Annotated in this window: 16 protein-coding genes; 7 read left to right on the forward strand and 9 right to left on the reverse strand. The window is 44.9% G+C overall.

The features are described from left to right. Positions 1–60: 60 nt before the first annotated feature. Positions 61–402 (forward strand): hypothetical protein, encoded by a 342-nt coding sequence (locus G460_RS0112500; protein ID WP_026955672.1) that lies wholly within the window; start codon positions 61–63, stop codon positions 400–402. A gap of 330 nt (positions 403–732) precedes the next feature. Here the strand turns inward: G460_RS0112500 and G460_RS0112505 are convergent, their stop codons facing one another. Continuing rightward, on the reverse strand, positions 733–1,566 hold the full coding sequence (locus tag G460_RS0112505) for a DUF2306 domain-containing protein (RefSeq protein WP_051316034.1): 834 nt from the start codon (positions 1,564–1,566) through the stop codon (positions 733–735). A 266-nt stretch (positions 1,567–1,832) separates the two neighbouring features. On the opposite strand from G460_RS0112505, the gene G460_RS0112510 reads away from it, so the two are divergent. Beyond that, positions 1,833–2,717 (forward strand): ChaN family lipoprotein, encoded by an 885-nt coding sequence (locus G460_RS0112510; RefSeq protein WP_026955674.1) that lies wholly within the window; start codon positions 1,833–1,835, stop codon positions 2,715–2,717. Positions 2,718–2,865: 148 nt separating this feature from the next. Beyond that, positions 2,866–3,900 carry a serine hydrolase domain-containing protein gene (locus G460_RS0112515; protein WP_026955675.1) on the forward strand — a complete coding sequence of 345 codons (1,035 nt, stop codon included), beginning with the start codon at positions 2,866–2,868 and terminating at the stop codon, positions 3,898–3,900. Positions 3,901–3,981: 81 nt separating this feature from the next. Here G460_RS0112515 and G460_RS0112520 read toward each other — a convergent pair whose 3' ends face one another. From G460_RS0112520 to bamG, 4 genes are all read right to left on the reverse strand, one after another. Next, positions 3,982–4,410: a DM13 domain-containing protein gene (locus tag G460_RS0112520; protein WP_026955676.1), complete on the reverse strand. Its 429-nt coding sequence runs from the start codon at positions 4,408–4,410 to the stop codon at positions 3,982–3,984. Between the two features lie 93 nt (positions 4,411–4,503). After that, positions 4,504–5,421 (reverse strand): alkaline phosphatase family protein, encoded by a 918-nt coding sequence (locus G460_RS0112525; protein WP_026955677.1) that lies wholly within the window; start codon positions 5,419–5,421, stop codon positions 4,504–4,506. Positions 5,422–5,621: 200 nt separating this feature from the next. Continuing rightward, positions 5,622–6,161 carry a hypothetical protein gene (locus G460_RS0112530; protein WP_026955678.1) on the reverse strand — a complete coding sequence of 180 codons (540 nt, stop codon included), beginning with the start codon at positions 6,159–6,161 and terminating at the stop codon, positions 5,622–5,624. 1 nt (position 6,162) lies between these two features. Then, the gene (gene bamG / locus G460_RS0112535; RefSeq protein ID WP_026955679.1) at positions 6,163–7,386 is read right to left on the reverse strand and encodes a BamG family beta-barrel-assembly machinery protein; all 1,224 of its coding nucleotides are present in this window, start codon (positions 7,384–7,386) and stop codon (positions 6,163–6,165) included. 238 nt (positions 7,387–7,624) lie between these two features. Here bamG and G460_RS0112545 point away from each other — a divergent pair, with 238 nt between their 5' ends. From G460_RS0112545 to G460_RS0112560, 4 genes are all read left to right on the forward strand, one after another. Further along, entirely contained in the window at positions 7,625–8,896 is a 1,272-nt protein-coding gene (locus G460_RS0112545; RefSeq protein ID WP_026955680.1) for a DUF4270 family protein, read from the forward strand. Between the two features lie 5 nt (positions 8,897–8,901). Further along, positions 8,902–9,891, forward strand: a complete 990-nt coding sequence (locus G460_RS0112550) for a Kelch repeat-containing protein (protein WP_026955681.1) — start codon at positions 8,902–8,904, stop codon at positions 9,889–9,891. Between the two features lie 88 nt (positions 9,892–9,979). Then, entirely contained in the window at positions 9,980–11,107 is a 1,128-nt protein-coding gene (locus G460_RS0112555; protein ID WP_035464399.1) for a sensor histidine kinase, read from the forward strand. Next, the gene (locus G460_RS0112560) at positions 11,104–11,841 is read left to right on the forward strand and encodes a LytR/AlgR family response regulator transcription factor (RefSeq protein ID WP_026955683.1); all 738 of its coding nucleotides are present in this window, start codon (positions 11,104–11,106) and stop codon (positions 11,839–11,841) included. Before G460_RS0112555 ends, G460_RS0112560 begins: the two co-directional genes overlap by 4 nt. Positions 11,842–12,500: 659 nt before the next feature. Here G460_RS0112560 and G460_RS0112570 read toward each other — a convergent pair. From G460_RS0112570 to G460_RS0112585, 4 genes are all read right to left on the reverse strand, one after another. After that, positions 12,501–13,499 carry an SMP-30/gluconolactonase/LRE family protein gene (locus G460_RS0112570; RefSeq protein WP_026955684.1) on the reverse strand — a complete coding sequence of 333 codons (999 nt, stop codon included), beginning with the start codon at positions 13,497–13,499 and terminating at the stop codon, positions 12,501–12,503. A gap of 84 nt (positions 13,500–13,583) precedes the next feature. Continuing rightward, positions 13,584–14,831 carry a sugar isomerase gene (locus G460_RS0112575; protein ID WP_026955685.1) on the reverse strand — a complete coding sequence of 416 codons (1,248 nt, stop codon included), beginning with the start codon at positions 14,829–14,831 and terminating at the stop codon, positions 13,584–13,586. Between the two features lie 30 nt (positions 14,832–14,861). Further along, positions 14,862–15,041 carry a hypothetical protein gene (locus G460_RS0112580; RefSeq protein WP_026955686.1) on the reverse strand — a complete coding sequence of 60 codons (180 nt, stop codon included), beginning with the start codon at positions 15,039–15,041 and terminating at the stop codon, positions 14,862–14,864. Then, positions 15,038–16,441 carry a purine-cytosine permease family protein gene (locus G460_RS0112585; RefSeq protein ID WP_026955687.1) on the reverse strand — a complete coding sequence of 468 codons (1,404 nt, stop codon included), beginning with the start codon at positions 16,439–16,441 and terminating at the stop codon, positions 15,038–15,040. Before G460_RS0112585 ends, G460_RS0112580 begins: the two co-directional genes overlap by 4 nt. Positions 16,442–16,489: the final 48 nt, after the last annotated feature.

The following is a 16,489-nucleotide window of genomic DNA, read 5'->3' on the forward strand; positions in this document are numbered from 1 at the left end:
TATCCAGCGGAATCCGCACCATACACAAACCATTGGCATTAATAAAAAATTGAAACAAACATGGAATTAATATTGAAAGTTATAATGTACTTGGTACAAAAGATTAGAAATGAAGAATATAATTATTTGTCGGCTCCCGATGAAGTCTTATCTTGGATAAAAGTTGACAGAATAATGAAATTAGGTCATGCATTACCGTCTGTCGTACTAGCACTTTTACTTGCAATAAAAGTGCTCCCCATGCTCTCAGTTTCATACGCAGAACAACTAGAACAAAATGGGCCAATTATTCCTATTACTGTTATTTGCTTTTTAATACCAATTTTAATATTTAACGGTATGATTATTGAATTTGTACTTGAAAAATCAAATTCTGAGTACAAAAAGTTAAAGAATAACTAATACCAATCGAATAGACGGCCGTGAGCTATTAGCCCTATTAGCTGTAGTTTTCAACTACACCCTAAAATCTAGATTTCCCCTTCTATGCGTAGTTTGTAACTACGCTTTCCTATTTTCAAGGATTTGCATTCCTTAATCTTCCCTCGTTTTGGCGATGCTCTATCTTCACGATTGACATCAAACTGGCCAAAACTTGAAATCATCCAAACCATTTTTTCCGTGCTAAAGCATGGGGCTAATTAGGAGTCTACACGGAGATGTTTTTGAATAGGAATGGGTTTGAACCCATTCCAATAAAACCAATCCTATCCTCTACGCCTTTTCGTTTTTCTACCTCCCCAAAACCACATCCAGGATCGCAGGACCCCAATATTCTTTGGTGAAGAAATAGGTAGCCACGAGTAGAAATAGATTGGCAGAAGCCAGAAAAACAATCGCTATGAATTTGGCAAAGCCGGATTTTAGCACCTTATACCTTCCTATAAAGATCTCCGCCACCAGCAAATTGGGCAGGTAAAAAAAGAAGTCCATAAAGTAATCAAAGGCTCCGGTGAAATCGGAATTGTGCCCCAATCGATCTGTCACCATAAACCAAAAGCCATAGTCCATTCGATAGAGCCAGGAGCCAATCGCCAGGGCAAAGAGCCTTATGGCCCAGGCCCGATGTTGCTCCATCTTTCCCGATCTGGCAAAATAGATGGTAGCCACTGCCGCCACAAAAGTCAGAACCCCATAGCCTGCAAACCCAATATCCATGATCAAGCCGCCGATGGTTCCCTTCGCAAAAATAAAGACCAGCCCACCCAAAGCTGCTGCGATCGAGGCAGCTACGTAGATTCGCCCTATGATTCGATGGAGCAAGGGGTATTTGACCCGAACTGATTTCACCAATTGAATACAGCCCAGAATCAGAATAATGCCCCCAGCTGCAAAGTGAAGCCCAATTCCCAGCGTGGCAGACCTGGTTTTTTCATCATAAATATCCGGAAGTACCTCATTCCATTGGCTCGTATTCCCTTGGATCAAGGCAATAAAATAAAAGGCCAAAATATAGGCACCGAATAAAACGGCACTTCCCCAGACGATGATCACCAATAAAAGGCCCGCAAAACGCATCGTCCTGTCGAGGCTATTTTGCTGTACCGGAATGGATACTTCTTTCATAAGAATATTTAAAAAGCCTTTAAGTTAAGTACAAATGGCTTAAGTCTCCAGACTTCGCTCCAAAATGAGGCTGGCCCAGACTGGACACTTACGCTACTCTAGATACTATACTGCCGCAGTCTGCTTGCTTCGACGAAGTTCTGTTCCCGTCTTATTTCGAGAAACCAATTTTTAAATCAGATCCCCTATCTAGAAAGCCATCCCAAACATTTTGCCCTATCTTGAGGCTCCAAACTAAGACTTCATCCACCCAAACAATACTCACTATGAAAAAGCTTCTATTCACTTTTTCTATCTGTCTATTCATAGCCACTATCACTTTGGCACAAAACAAACCTGCCTACCAGCTTTTTGACAATCGCGGCAAGCAGGCAGATTATGATAAAATGATTCGGGATCTCGCCAAAAGCGACATGGTCTTTTTCGGTGAGTACCACACCAATCCGATTTCCCACTGGCTCCAACTGGAGATGTGCCACAGTTTCTATGAAATCAAAGGGCAAGACCTGTATCTGGGAGCGGAAATGTTTGAAAACGGCAACCAACTCGTGATCGACGAATACTTGCAAGACCTCTATCCGGAAGACAAAATGCTCCCAGAGATCACCCAGCTTTGGTCCAATTACCAAACAGACTACAAACCGCTTTTGGATTTTGCAAAGGATAAAAACCTGAGATTTATCGCCACCAATATTCCGCGCAGGTATGCTTCCCTCATCCATAAAAAGGGCATAGAATCCCTTCAACTACTGAGCCCAGAGGCACGAGCTATGATCGGACCGGATTTGGAAAAATACTTTGATCCCACTGTCAAAGCTTATGCGGAAATGGGAAAAGCGATGGGTGATCATATCCCACCCAATATGCTCAACATCCAGACTGCCCAAGCCGCCAAGGATGCTACGATGGCGCACTTTTCCATCGAATCCTTTCAGCCCGGCAACTTGCTGTTCCATTTCCAAGGCTCCTATCACTCCAATTATTCCCAAGGAATCATCTGGTGGATCAATCAGATTCGTCCAGGCTTCACGATCAAATCCATCACCACTCTGACAGAAAAAGAATGGAAAGAACTAAGCAAGGAAGACCGAGAAAGCATCGCTGACTATATCATCGTGGTCGCAGATCGCATGACTCAGACAAAGCGCTAATGTACCGCCAAGAGTCGAGCACCAGAGTAGTCGGCAAAATTATAGTATTTTCAACTTCTTGAATTACTTACAGTTGATCGGTTCGAAAGGCTTCAGGACTAGTAGCCCCACCGGAAATGGCTGTTTCGCTTCACCTAACCCAAGATAAATGACGAAGAAAAATAAAACGCTACTCATCAGGATCACGCTGCTAGTCGGAACTGCCATTTCTCTCTATTTCGTGCCCTGGCTCTTGGTAAAAGCATGGATTCTACCTCTCCCAGACAGCGTTCAGGAGCAAGCAGATCAGGCCATTGCTCATGGATTTGATGGAGTGATAGTCTATGTAGATCAAGGTGGTCAGTCTCCTCAGTTTGTTGCTTCTGGATGGCATAATCGTGAGACGAAGATCCCTACCAGACCAGATGCCCTTTTCAAAATTGCCAGCATCAGCAAGCTATACGATGCTGTAGCAGTCACCAAATTGGTCAAGGATGGGCGACTTTCTTTGGACAAGACCCTTGCGGAATACTTACCCGAACTGAAAGGCAGAATCGAAAATGCAGATCAAATCACCTTAAGGCTGATGATTCAGCACCGAAGCGGCATTCCCAATTTCACAGACGCTCCGAATTTTTGGGCTGAACCGACACAGACTTATGAAGAGAGCCTTGCCTTGATTCTGGACCAGCCGGCCAATTTTGAACCGGGAGAAGACTATCAATATTGCAACACCAATTATCTGCTGATCAATAAAATCATGGATGATGCGCTGGGCTACGACAATTTTCAATTCATCCAAGAAGAAATCCTTAATCCATTAAACCTCAAGCACACCTATGGCTCGCTCAAAGAAGTGAATCTGGATGATGTCATGAGTGGCTATCATGTGGGACATCCGCATGATTTGAAAGCTGACGAGCATGGGATGCTCGCCACGGCGGAAGACGTAGGCACTTTTGTGAGAGCTCTAAATGATGGGTCAGTCTTCGCAGCCGGCGAACAGGAAATCTACGAATCCATCTATGAATATGAGCATGGAGGATGGGTGCCGGGATATCAGAGTTTTGCCAAATACCACAAAGACCTCGATGCCGTCACGGTGGAATTTTACAGCACTACTGATTCCAAACTATACAATTGGAACCTGTCAGAAATCATCAATACTAGAATCGTGAAAATTTTAAAAAAGAAAAGGGAATAAAGGGTAGCGATAATTCTGCTGAGAAGGCAATTGAAGGCCTTATTCCCCCTTTGTGCGCTAGACAGTTTCTATAAAGGCTTCTTACTTTTCAACTTTTGCATAGCCAAAATTGACCGAGAACTCCACGCACCAGATCAGGACATAGGAATACTTATCCAAATCAAGCTCTTCCGGTAGATCATAGTCAAAATCCCCTTTGATTCCTTGAAGCTCTCCCAGGGAAACGAATTCGGAAGCCTTGGTATCAGTCGCCATGTACACTTCCAATAGAGGACCATTGTCCGTCATGAAATCAGAAAATGTCAATAGTCCCTCTTCCAAATCCGCACTGGCCTTGCCTGAGGTAGGATGGGCATCCGAAACAAAATCTCCCATATAGAGTGTCATCCCATCGCTGGGATTGTCCATCTGATCCATTGGATCAGGAATTATCGGGTCCTCAGATTCATCCATGCAGGCAACAAACAGCAATGGAAACACCAACAACATGAGTAAAATTCTAGCTTTCATGATCACTTAAATTTTGGTCCTAGCAACATCAAGTTACTGATTTTAAACTGGAATGCGAATCCAAAAACCCACTAACTCTCTGAATTCTAGCCTCTAGTTGACCTTAAAAACCCCTTCAGGCACTTTCCCAATCCAAGATTCATAAGGGATTTCCAGTCCAAAAATGCGGGATACTACCAGGGCGGTGTTGGTATTGGAGTTGGGAGATGCAAGCTTTTTCCCCTGCTCAACCTGAGGCCCGCGTATCATCCAAGGCACTTCCATTTCAGCTACAGAGGTACCGCCATGGCCCGTTCCTACACCTCCATGATCTGTAAAAAGAAGGATATGCGCATCTTCATAGAGATCTTCTGATTTGAGTTGCGAGACAAATTCACCAAGCTCCAGATCCAGTTGCTCGATGGCAGAAATGTATTCCTGCGACAGCCATTCATAGGAATGCCCCGCATGATCCACATGCACGGTATACAAGAAAACCAAGCTTGGACTATTCCGATTGACTTTCAAAAAGTCGAATGCCGCCTGATAATTTGCTGAAAAGCCATCTTCCTCCTCAAACTTCACCTCATCCAAGTATTTCTGATTGATCGGCTTGATCAGATTTGCCCAGTTGTAATAATAAGCTGTTTTTGCATGCGGCATTTGATCCTTGAGCACTTTGAAAATAGAAGGAAAATACCCGTCTTCGTCCACTTCCTGAGGATCTAAGGGATGCTGTTCTTTTTCCCAGGCATTGTTAAAAACTCCATGCTGCTCGGGGCCAGCTCCGGTCAAATGACTGGTCCAATTGGGCATAGTCACCGACGGCATCACCGTGCGGGTAGTGAGAGAAATCACCCCATCGGCAAACAAACTATCCATATGGGGATGCTTTGCCTGCAAATATCCTTCTGTCCCAAAGCCATCAATGCCTATCATGATCACGCGCTGATTAGCTGGCGTGGAATCAATGCAACTCTGATAGATAAGGACTACCAAGAGCAAGATCAGTGGAAACAAAAATTTTTTCATGGCTTGCTAGTATAATTTTCTTGAGAAGAAATTTATTTTCCGCTAAGGTAAAATAATTTCTCAGCTAGCAAAGCACCTCTAGGTTACCTTTTCATTACACCAAAGTCATTTTTTGAAGGGTAAAAAGAAGGGGGCAGGAGCAAGAAGCTCCGATTTGGTGTTAAATAAATCAATTACCCCCATTCTCAACCATGAAATCTTCAGAACAAATCATCGGTTGCACTAGGCCCTGCCATGGGCATTGGAACTCGATTGGTTTGTTTTTTCTTTTTCCGGCTCACGAGCCGCTGCCAGATCTTATATTGCTTTTCGGAAAACAACAACTGCAACCTAGCGTCCAGCTTGCGCTCCACACCCCGAATATCCTGAGTCACGGGATCTAGAGAGATCTTCAGCAAGTCCACCTGCGCTAGTGCTGCCTCAAAATCCATCGCATCGTCGATTTTATCTATTGCCTGATCATAGGCCACGAAATTTCGCTGAATGAATTCCTGATGGCCCCGCTCCAAGTCTGAGATCTCGGTCTCATAGGCATCGATAGAAAAGTCCAAAATCTTTGCTGCAGCCTTATCTTCTCCCACTTTGAGTTTTTTGGCAATGGCAGCTGAGTCAAAGTGAATTACTTGAAGCAATTTTTCCATTCGCAGGATCGGAGACTGAGTACTCGACTGGGCAAAGCCCGCCTGGCAACACAGAAATACTCCGACTGTAGCAATCACATAAAGGGAATAGGTACGCATATCAATCAAAACTAAAGCGCTGGAACCAGCGGTCAGAAAGGGTGAAATTCAAGGTGATAGTATGAAGGCTTTCTTTGGAAAGAGCATCGCTATAGCCGGTGGTCTTGTACTGATATCCCAGAGTAACCCGACTGCTGGCATTCAGTGGCACTCCTAATCCCCCTCCGATACTGTAGATAGGAATTTTGGCACCATCCAAAGCCAGCGAGCCTGTCTGATAGCTCAATCCAAAGGAGTAATTGATTCTTTTCAAAAACTCCGAGCTGAAATAGTCGGGCATGTATTCGGCTCCAAAGCTATACACCTGATTGTCCACCGACTGTGTAACATCCGGAGAAGCCAAAGCATAGAGATAATCTCCCGCAATCACCCATGATTTGGTGTGCAGAGCCAGCCCACCGCGTATACTTGGGCCCAGTTCGTAGGTATCAGATGTCTCATCCGACTCGTAGAGCAGGTCTTGATCGATGTAGGTATAGACAATATCTGAGGTATTGCCCTTGATTTTGGAATTGATGTTCCCGGTAGCCCCGAACACCATGGCATAATCATCCTTTCGCAAAAACATATATTGGAACCCTAGATCTGCTCCTACCCCGGAAAAGGAAGTCTGACCTTTGGACACATAACCTGCTTCATTGACATTGAGATAAGTCGCCTCTTCGGTATTGTTTCCAAAGAGATAATAGGGTCTGACCCCAATCGAAAACCGGTTGCCCAACTGAGTGGAGAGGTTCATATAGGCCTTATTGAGATTTCCCCAACCTTTGAATACTCGGGTATACTGCTCCGAAAGCCCTTCGAAATACACTCTATCCGAGAAGCTGTAATCTTTGGTCGTCAAAGGAGTCAAGCCAAGAGATACCGAGAAATGCTTGGAGGGCTTAAACCAAAAACTGAAGTAATTGAGATTGGAGAAATTGTTGGCTAGCTGATCACCTGAGGTTTCCACCACCTGATAATTGTAGCTGGCATCCACATCTACCATAAAGGTATATCCTGTCTGAATACCCGTTTGGGAGGCAGGATTGACCGTATTGAGAAAATAAGGAGAGCGAACTCCTGCTCCCGTGCCTCCGAGCCTTCCTGCCATACCGAAGTTATCATAGGCAGGCAATCCCAATCCATAGGTAGAATAGAGTGATCCATGACCTCTCTGTGCCCATACTTCCCAGGAACCCAAGCAAGCAAAACAGAACAGCAAAGAAACTACTGCTTTATTCATGTCTGATTTTTTGCCTGCAAACTAGCCTGAGCAAAAGCCACTTGACGGTTTTTTGGAGCAAGAGGGGATTTTTCCAGACCAAATGGAAAAGAACCCCTAGCAATCTCAAAATGGAGTTTTTGGACCAGCCTTCAATTTCATCGATAAAATCCACCCATTGCTCTACAAAAACAACCGAAATCTCTAAAAGTCAGCATGCTCCATTTCCCGGCTCCTAGTTTTGAAATCAAAAAAAATAATGAGGCACACAGGCTGGTTCTGCTTTCTGGTTTTGATCCTGAGCTCTTGCTTCGAAAATGAATACCTGGACGATCTTCCCATCTCGGAGATAGAGGTACCATTTGACATCAAGAAAGTAGAGAAAACTGATATTACCTTTTCCACCTTTTTGGAAGACTCCATTCCTACCAGTGGCAAAGAAACCTTTCTATTGGGCAATTATTCCGATCCATACAGGGGACATGTGGTGGCGGAGCCTTACTTCGAGTTTGAGCTCAATACACTTAATACCAGCTTTGAGGAGTATCACGCATTTGATTCCTTGGTATTCTCGATCAAACTGTCCGACTATCACTATGATACTGCTGCGGTATTTCCGCTCTCAGTCTACGAAATCACAGAATCCATCGAGTACATCGATGACAAAGACTATATCTATAACTATGAAACTTTCAATCGTGGCAGAGAACCTCTTGTCACTGCTGAGAAAAGACTCTATCCCTCAGACAGCACCCTGACCATCACTCTCCCTTATGACTTTGGCAATAATCTTTGGCTCCAGTCCAAAGGAAGCAGCTCCATTATGACCACGACGGAGGACTTCAGGGACGCTCTGAAAGGGCTCTCACTCGTAGCAGAAGGCACGAGCCCTTTGATCACATTTACCAAGGACAGCTACCTGACTTTCTATTATCACAATGATGATGACATGGAGCCCGGAGCACTGGAATATCAGATTCCTATCGGAGATCTCTCGATGGGTTTTACACACATGGAGGTAAATCTGGACCAAACTCCCTTCTCAGGATTAGGCTCTTATGAAATCCTCCCTGCTTCCGAAAGTCAAAATCTCGCCATATCCGATGAACTGAGCGGGGCATCTATCCGGATAGAAATCGGAAACGTCAAAGACATCGCAGAGGTGGACTATGAATATCATATTTCGGAAGCCAATCTATTTATCCCCATCAAAAAGGGAACCTACAGCAGTGTGTTCAACCCCTTAGCTCAAAAAGTAGATGTCTACGTCCTGTCTGCCAATAAGAAAATCAAAAGCTATCTGACCACTGCCTCTCTGGCAAGTTGGGATGAGGTATTTCAGGAGGCTACTTACTACAAGATCCCCATCATTGATTTTGTCGAGGACATGATTTTGGACAGCGAGACTGGCGAAGGCTTAGTCTTGGACATCTATCCTGAATCCTCCCTGACAACCGGCTATCTGGTGGCCGGCGAAAATTCCGAACGCTATCGCACCAGACTCGAAATCACAATTATCCCATTAAACTAATGATTATGAAAAAAGTAAACCAACACTTCTCCGTTTGGCACTTATTACTCCTGCTCCTGCCTTTTTGGGCATGTACAACTGATGAAGAAGATGACTCTGAAGGCAACTGGGTCAGACGATCCTACTTCGAAGGAAGCAACCGGTCCGATGCCAGCTCTTTCACGATAGGCACACGGATGTTTGTCGTCGGCGGATACACGGGTGATGACTATGACAACGAGCTATGGGAATATGACTCTGACAGCGATTATTGGATCAAAAGAGCCGATTTCCCAGGGACCCCACGCAGCAATGCCGTCGCCTTTAGCATTGGGAACAAGGGCTACTATGGCACCGGATATGATGGCAGAAATCGCCTGAAAGACTTCTGGGAATACGATCAAAACTCAGACACTTGGACGCAGATTGCCGATTTTGGCGGCACAGCCAGACATACAGCGATCGGTTTTGCTGTAGCCGGAGCGGGCTATGTCGGTACAGGCTTTGACGGCAGCGAGCAAAAGGATTTTTACAAATACGACCCAGCTACAGACACCTGGGAGACCATCGTCAGCATGGGAGGCTCCAAAAGATCTGGTGCTTTTGTATTCGTCATCGATGATACAGCCTACATCGGCGGAGGGATCAACAACGGCATCTACCAGTTTGACTTCTGGGCGCTGGACGGAACCACTGGTACATGGACTCAAAAAACAGACTTGGACGAGGAGGATGACTACACGCTGGCTAGGACAGAGGCTACAGCATTCTCCATAGGTGCCTACGGCTATATCGCTACAGGTTCCAATGGCTCCCTCGTCTCCAATGTATGGGAATACATCCCAGCTACCGACGAATGGAATGACAAGACAGATTTTGAAGGAACCTTAAGAACTGGCGCAACAGCATTTTCTGATGGCAACAGAGCCTTTGTGCTACTGGGACGTAGTTCAAGTGTGAGATTTGACGACATCTGGGAGTTCCAGCCTTTTGTGACCTACGATGACGAGGACTAATCTCCAAACCTATAATAAACCTTAAATGTAAGACGCTGATTGTAAGCCTTTGCCTACAATTAGCGTCTTTTGTGGCAAAATCAAATCCATGAAGGATCGGGCTGTACTCAAAAAGATCATACATCTGGCGATCGTAGGAATTCTGCTTTCCTCGACCTATCCTTTCTTTGCGAGACCGGAGATGAGCAATGAGCAGATCATCAAAATGCTGCTCTACAATGTAAACCTGATCGCCATGTATTGGGTCAATACGGCTGTACTCATCCCTAAATTTGTCCATGCTGGCAAATACAACAAGTATATCCTCAGCATTTTGGGTCTGTTGATATTCTCTATGATCTTACTATCGATCATCAACCGGGTATTTCCAGACCTCCCTCCGGGCATGCGCCCCCAGTTTAACCCCGAAATGGGAAATGGCAACTTCCCAAGAATAAACCCTGAAAACGGACAGGAATTCAGACCAAGGAGATTTGATGAATCCTTTGGCTTCAAAACATTCATTCCACGCTTTTTTCTACTTCCCTTTATTTTCCAATTTCTCGTCATGCTGGGAGCAGGAACCTCCTTTGAGTTGATTTCGCTATTTGACAAAGAGCGAAAACGAAATGACGACATGGAAAAACAGAAGGCAATCGGAGAGTTGAATTTCCTCAAAAACCAGCTCAACCCGCACTTCCTCCTCAATGCTCTCAACAACATCTACAGCCTAGCCCGCAAAAAATCGGATGACACCACTCAGGCAGTACTTCTGCTCTCGGATTTGCTGCGCTATGTGCTCTACGAAACCAAAAAAACCAAAACTCCCATCCGGCAAGAGATCGAGTTTATCAAAAACTACATTCAGCTCGAAAAACTGAAATTTACCGACGAGGATGCTCCCAATATCAACTTATCCATCTCAGTCAAAAACATGGAATATCCCATCGAGCCTCTCTTGCTGATGACTCTGATCGAAAACTCCTTCAAGCATGGCGTTTCTTACCTAAATCCCTCTTTTATCTTGGTTTCGCTGGAAGAAAATGACAAAGAAATCCGTTTTTCGGTAGTCAATAGCATGGCTAAAAAGTCCGAAAACAAAACCAAAAACACCCAAAAAGGACTCGGGATCCAGACCTTGGAAAAACAACTTGAACTGATCTATCCAGGAAAACACAGCTTCCATCAGACTGTGGAAAATAATGTCTTCAAAACCTTCTTAACGATCAAAAAATGAAATATCGGTGCATAGTAATCGACGATGAAACACTCGCCATAGATGTGTTGGAGGACTTCATCAGCAAATTCCCAATTTTGGAACTAGTAGGTAAATTCAGCTCTCCACTGAAAGCCACCCCCCTACTGATGAGCCAGCAGGTAGATCTGATTTTCTTGGACATCAATATGCCCGACATCAATGGCATGGCATTCTTTGAAAACTTACCCGCCAAGCCTCAAGTGATCTTCACGACTGCTTACAGCGACTTCGCTGTCAAGGGATTTGAAATGAACGCCGTGGACTACCTTCTTAAACCGATCAGCTTTGAGCGATTCTTTATGGCCATCAATAAACTGGGACAAAAATCCGGAGCTAACGCAATCAGTACTAGCCCACTTACGACCACGATACCTCACGAGGGAAGTGATTACATTTTTGTCAAAGCGGAATACGCCAATATCAAAATCAAACTCGCAGACATCCTTTTGCTGGAAGGATACAAGGACTACGTCAAAATCCACCTGCTCAATGAGACCAAACCAATCCTCACACTGAATAGTGTCAAGCACTACGAGTCGACATTGTTTTCCAAAGGATTTGTAAGAATACACAAACGCTACATCGTGTCGATAGACAAGATCGAAAACATCAGTAGAAATCGGGTCAAACTCAAAGGAATAGAGGAATTCATTATGATCGGGGAGAGCTATCGGGACTTTTTCATGGAGCTGGTAGTCAATCATCATACCTGAGAAAAGCAGTTTTGACACGAGGAGTATTTCATTCAAACTAAAAACTTACTGTTCGTGTAAAAAAGCCAACCTCCTCTCGGGACTACCGTTCGGAGAGATAAGCTTGAAAAGCGAATTTGGTTAATTACATTTTCAAGTCAGAGGAAATGCAGGAATAGAGAATTTCTTTTCCTGCTCCTCTGCACCATCTCCCACCCTCCGATTTATCACATAAAAAGAAGGAAGAAACCTGTGGATTCCTTCCCTAGTTGGTGATTTCAAAATCAGCTTTTTCCTTTTGGCGCCAAGTGAGGATCAAAGAAGAGTGAGTAGGATTGATCCAGCTTGCTATCCCTTTTATTTAATGGAGGATAAACTATGAAAGTCGCGATCTTCCACGGTCCTCTCGTGATACCTGCTCAGATTCACATTGGGTAAAGTCGCACATCTTGGTCAGTCCAAAAATTATGTCAGATCTCTAAACTGAAAAGAGCAAATACGACTCGGAATTCAATCCTCGGCTTGGGAGCATTCTCTATCTTTGATCCTATACTCGGCTAGATAAAGTTGCCTAAATTTCACTCTAAAACCAATCTTTTCACCGCATATTTCCCAACAAGTTTTGCACAGCAATCACCTGTAAAAGAACATTTTATCAACAGTATAGAATCGAAAAAAAATCACTTAAGCTTTAGCCTCAAAAGTAAAGAATCCGCAGTCATATAAAGGTATTGTTCATCGCTATCGAAAGCGCAATTTGCCGTTGCCTGCCCTGTCAAAATCGTACCTAGATGTCTGCCTTCAGCATCGATGATCAGAATCCCTCCAGGCCCTGAAGCAAACAAGACTCCAGAAGAATGCACTTTCAAACCATCAGGCAAACCTTTTCTTGTCTCACTTTGCAAATCGGTCACGTCGAGAAGAACTTGCCCTGAAAGCACCTCTCCCGCATCATCCAGTTCAAATGCAAAATATCGGGCACGCTCAGCATCGGACTGAGCGACATAAAGCCGCCTTTGGTCTGGACTCAATGCAATTCCATTCGGGCGGCTTAAGGTATCCACCAGCAAATTCAGCCTTCCATCTACATCCAAGCGATAAACTCCCTGATAATCCAGTTCCTTTTCATCCCATGGATCAAGTCCGTAGGGTGGATCGGTAAAAAAAAGCTGGCCTTGAGAATTGAACACCAAATCATTGGGACTATTGAAGCGATTTCCTTCAAAGCCTGTAGCCAATGCTTCGAATGAGGAACTAGGTGAATCCAAAGGAGCAAGCATTCTGGCAATTTGCCGCTCTCCGTGCTGACACAAAATCAAGTTACCAGAAATATCCAAAGCCAACCCATTAGAACCAGGCTCTCTTTTGTCTGCTCTATCCCCTAAGTATCCTGAGGGATTCAAGTAAAGCGTAAGGCTATCTTGCTCAGACCATTTCCAGATCTGATTGGAAGGTACATCAGAAAAAATCAAAGCCTGCTCAGACTCTAACCATAACGGTCCTTCACTCCAGTCAAACCCGGAGGCGAGGACCTCTATTTGGGCGTCTTTCGGTATCAAGGCATTGATGGCTGAATCGAGTCGCTCGACTGCTCCGATAGTTAAGACTTCATCCTTTGTAGATTGGGGTCCCGAACATGAAGCCAACACAAATAGAAACGGAAAAATAGAATTTCTCATATCAGATAGACTAGACATACAGGAAGTTAACCCATTCGATGGAGAAGTCCGAATCCCATGCTTTCCTCTAACTCACACTAAGGATCATAAGCCACTCGCATGCGAGTCTTTTCCTCGCTGCGCAATCAATTTTTCTCGAATTTTCTCTTTTCTATAGTAAGTCAATGGATCTGACTCTCCTCCACTTTGGATGCGAGACTCCTTGACAAGCGCTCGGACATCTGTCAAAAACGCCTCCTGCAACAGTTCCTGTGCACCCACCACATCTCCCTGTAGCTGACATTGGGATAGCTTTTCCCTATCTACCAAAAGCGCCTTGGCATAAGCCTGAGCAATAGCCTCCAGTGCCTGTATCAAATCCTCTATCGGATCTTTCGTATTGTGACTCGCATCGATCATCCAAGAGATGGACTCCCAAGCCTGAGCTCCGTCTTGCGCCCCTCCGATCAATTCGCAAAAGATCAAAAACAACTGATAGGGCTTGATGCTCCCAGTACTCAGGTCATCATCGCCATATTTACTGTCATTGAAATGAAACCCGGCCAACATATCCTGATGCATCAGAGTCGCGACGATTTGCTCGATATTGGTATTGGGAAGATGATGCCCGAGATCCACTAGCACTTTGGCTCGCTCGCCAAGCTGCCTGCACAAAAAGGATGAAGTGCCCCAATCCGGAATCACCGTATGGTAAAAATTGGGTTCGTAGGGCTTGTACTCCAACAAAAGCTTCCAATCCTCAGGCATCCCAGAATATATGGCCTGCAAACTCTCCCCTGTCCACTGCAGTGCCTTGCGAATATGCGCTTGACCCGGAAAATTACTTCCATCAGCCAACCAAACTGTCAAACCCTTGCTCCCCAGCTTCTCTCCTATTTCGATGACCTGAAGATTGTGCTCCACAGCTTGATTTCTGATCGCAGAGTCAGCATTGCTCAAAGACCCCATTTTGTATGAAAGCGACTGTCCATAATCCTGAAAAGTATTGCTATTCATCGCATCAAAACTGACATCCAGATCTGCAGCTTTTTGTCGGATGGCGGCTACATCCTGAGGGATATCCCAGGGAATATGAAGAGAGACGGCATTGGTCTTTTTGGTCAGCCTGGCCAAGAGTCCGATATCATCCAGTTTTTCTTCCAGATTGCGAGGCTCCCCACCGATAGAAAAGCGTCCAAAACGGGTTCCTCCTGCGCCCAATGCCCAGCTAGGCACAGCGATCTGAAACTGAGAAACCTGTAAAATAAGTTCCGATATATTTTTGCCTTTGCTAGCTAGCTGCTCAGCAAGCAGGTCTAAGGACTTTTGATGTAAATGATCGTGATTGCTCAAACTATAATTACTTAAAATGAAAGCTACTACTTAATTTTCACTGGTTTTGGAATTGACCCAAAAGGGGGCCGTACACATCCAGGCCACCATCCCTATTCCCATCCATAGTTTCATCGACTCAAGGTCCATTTCTCCAAAAAACAGAAGCAAAGGAGGTAGAATAGACATCACCAAACCCAGTATCGAGATAAGTTTCAAAATATTTTTCATGACACAAGAGGTTTAGATACCGGATATTTCATTTTTGAAAGCGCTATGAAGATCGCCACAGCCACAAACCAACCCGGCAATCCCAGAAAGAAAATCTCTACTCCGTAAATCAGATTTAATCCGAGACAGAAAGCCAGTGTCAACACCCAGCTAAGCAATGCAGGTAGGCTAAAGTCTGAACCTGAATTCAATGCTGCTTCTGAGCGGAATCCCATTCTTTTGGAAAGGTAAAAATCCGCAAAAATCACTGCTCCCATCGGCATCAGGAGCAAGCCATATAATGCCACAAAATCCAGCAGTTTCATGACCAAAGCCGGAAAACACGCAGCTATACTTGTTATTCCTCCCACGATAGCAGTGATTTTCCAAGTAGGTACTTTTGGGAAAATTCCCTGCAAGGCAAGGCCCGCACGATAGATCGTCGGATTGGCAGTGGTCCATCCCGCCACTACGACGCATATTGCTCCTGCTATCCCCAGCGTCTGATAGGCGATAGGTCCTGGCGCAAACTCCTGAGAACCTGAGTTGGCTTGCAAAAACACCGCATAGAGAATCCCAGAAGCGATCCATGCCACAAAATGCCCCAAATAAAGCCCTGCAAATACTGCAAAGCCCGAAGTCCAAGATTTGGCATAACGTAAAATCGTCAAATCTGACATCCCGATATGCATGGCCATATTGCAAAACCAAGCAAAAAAGATCACATGCCAGATCGAAAACCGAGTCATCCCAGGCAGCGGAACGCCATTCCAGATGACCTCCTGAGCTATGGCAAATAGGCCTTCACCAGACCCTACTCCCAGCTGAGACAGACCTACTATTCCCGCTGCGAAAAAGATCAGGATCATCCAAGGCGACATCACATTGGCAAACTTGGACACCTTATCATAGCCTTGAATAGCTACCAAGGTGATCACTCCTCCCATCAAAACCACTGTCACGATCCATCCGGGCGTTCGCGGAAACCAATCCGACAAGGTGGGCATCTCGAGATCAAACGGAATCCCCACAGCTGTAGCCGATACCGCAATCATCGAACCCGCCAAAAAACAAAACATCAATGCGTTGACCAGATTGTACCATCGAACTACTTTTTTACCAGCGATCCGCTCCAGTTGATAATAAAGTGTCAGGCGCTTTTTGACAGCGATAGGAGCCGTGATCAGTCCCCAGCTCAATACTGCCAGAAGATTACCTATCAGAAGCCCCAGCAATAAATCTCCTGCTGCGACCCCATGAGCTACAAAAAGTGGCCCTATGACAAATTCAGTACCCGCTGCGTGCTCCCCTGCATACATCCCCAAAAAACCCCGACTTCCTTTCAGTTCTGAATCCGGCACGGGAGTTCGCTCATACTCCTCCTTCGCAGCTATTTTCTTGATTTTGAATATTTCCATCATGCTAGCTTACAAGATGTCTTGGATATCCTGTCAAACTATCCTGTACTG

It is taken from the genome of Algoriphagus vanfongensis DSM 17529 (assembly GCF_000429465.1).
GTDB lineage: Bacteria > Bacteroidota > Bacteroidia > Cytophagales > Cyclobacteriaceae > Algoriphagus > Algoriphagus vanfongensis.

What these genes read in the sequence shown, in the direction of transcription:
- G460_RS0112500 (WP_026955672.1), top strand. Translation starts at nt 61, where the DNA reads ATGGAATTAATATTGAAAGTTATAATGTACTTGGTACAAAAGATTAGA.
- G460_RS0112505 (WP_051316034.1), bottom strand. Translation starts at nt 1,566, where the DNA reads ATGAAAGAAGTATCCATTCCGGTACAGCAAAATAGCCTCGACAGGACG.
- G460_RS0112510 (WP_026955674.1), top strand. Translation starts at nt 1,833, where the DNA reads ATGAAAAAGCTTCTATTCACTTTTTCTATCTGTCTATTCATAGCCACT.
- G460_RS0112515 (WP_026955675.1), top strand. Translation starts at nt 2,866, where the DNA reads ATGACGAAGAAAAATAAAACGCTACTCATCAGGATCACGCTGCTAGTC.
- G460_RS0112520 (WP_026955676.1), bottom strand. Translation starts at nt 4,410, where the DNA reads ATGAAAGCTAGAATTTTACTCATGTTGTTGGTGTTTCCATTGCTGTTT.
- G460_RS0112525 (WP_026955677.1), bottom strand. Translation starts at nt 5,421, where the DNA reads ATGAAAAAATTTTTGTTTCCACTGATCTTGCTCTTGGTAGTCCTTATC.
- G460_RS0112530 (WP_026955678.1), bottom strand. Translation starts at nt 6,161, where the DNA reads ATGCGTACCTATTCCCTTTATGTGATTGCTACAGTCGGAGTATTTCTG.
- bamG (WP_026955679.1), bottom strand. Translation starts at nt 7,386, where the DNA reads ATGAATAAAGCAGTAGTTTCTTTGCTGTTCTGTTTTGCTTGCTTGGGT.
- G460_RS0112545 (WP_026955680.1), top strand. Translation starts at nt 7,625, where the DNA reads ATGAGGCACACAGGCTGGTTCTGCTTTCTGGTTTTGATCCTGAGCTCT.
- G460_RS0112550 (WP_026955681.1), top strand. Translation starts at nt 8,902, where the DNA reads ATGAAAAAAGTAAACCAACACTTCTCCGTTTGGCACTTATTACTCCTG.
- G460_RS0112555 (WP_035464399.1), top strand. Translation starts at nt 9,980, where the DNA reads ATGAAGGATCGGGCTGTACTCAAAAAGATCATACATCTGGCGATCGTA.
- G460_RS0112560 (WP_026955683.1), top strand. Translation starts at nt 11,104, where the DNA reads ATGAAATATCGGTGCATAGTAATCGACGATGAAACACTCGCCATAGAT.
- G460_RS0112570 (WP_026955684.1), bottom strand. Translation starts at nt 13,499, where the DNA reads ATGAGAAATTCTATTTTTCCGTTTCTATTTGTGTTGGCTTCATGTTCG.
- G460_RS0112580 (WP_026955686.1), bottom strand. Translation starts at nt 15,041, where the DNA reads ATGAAAAATATTTTGAAACTTATCTCGATACTGGGTTTGGTGATGTCT.
- G460_RS0112585 (WP_026955687.1), bottom strand. Translation starts at nt 16,441, where the DNA reads ATGATGGAAATATTCAAAATCAAGAAAATAGCTGCGAAGGAGGAGTAT.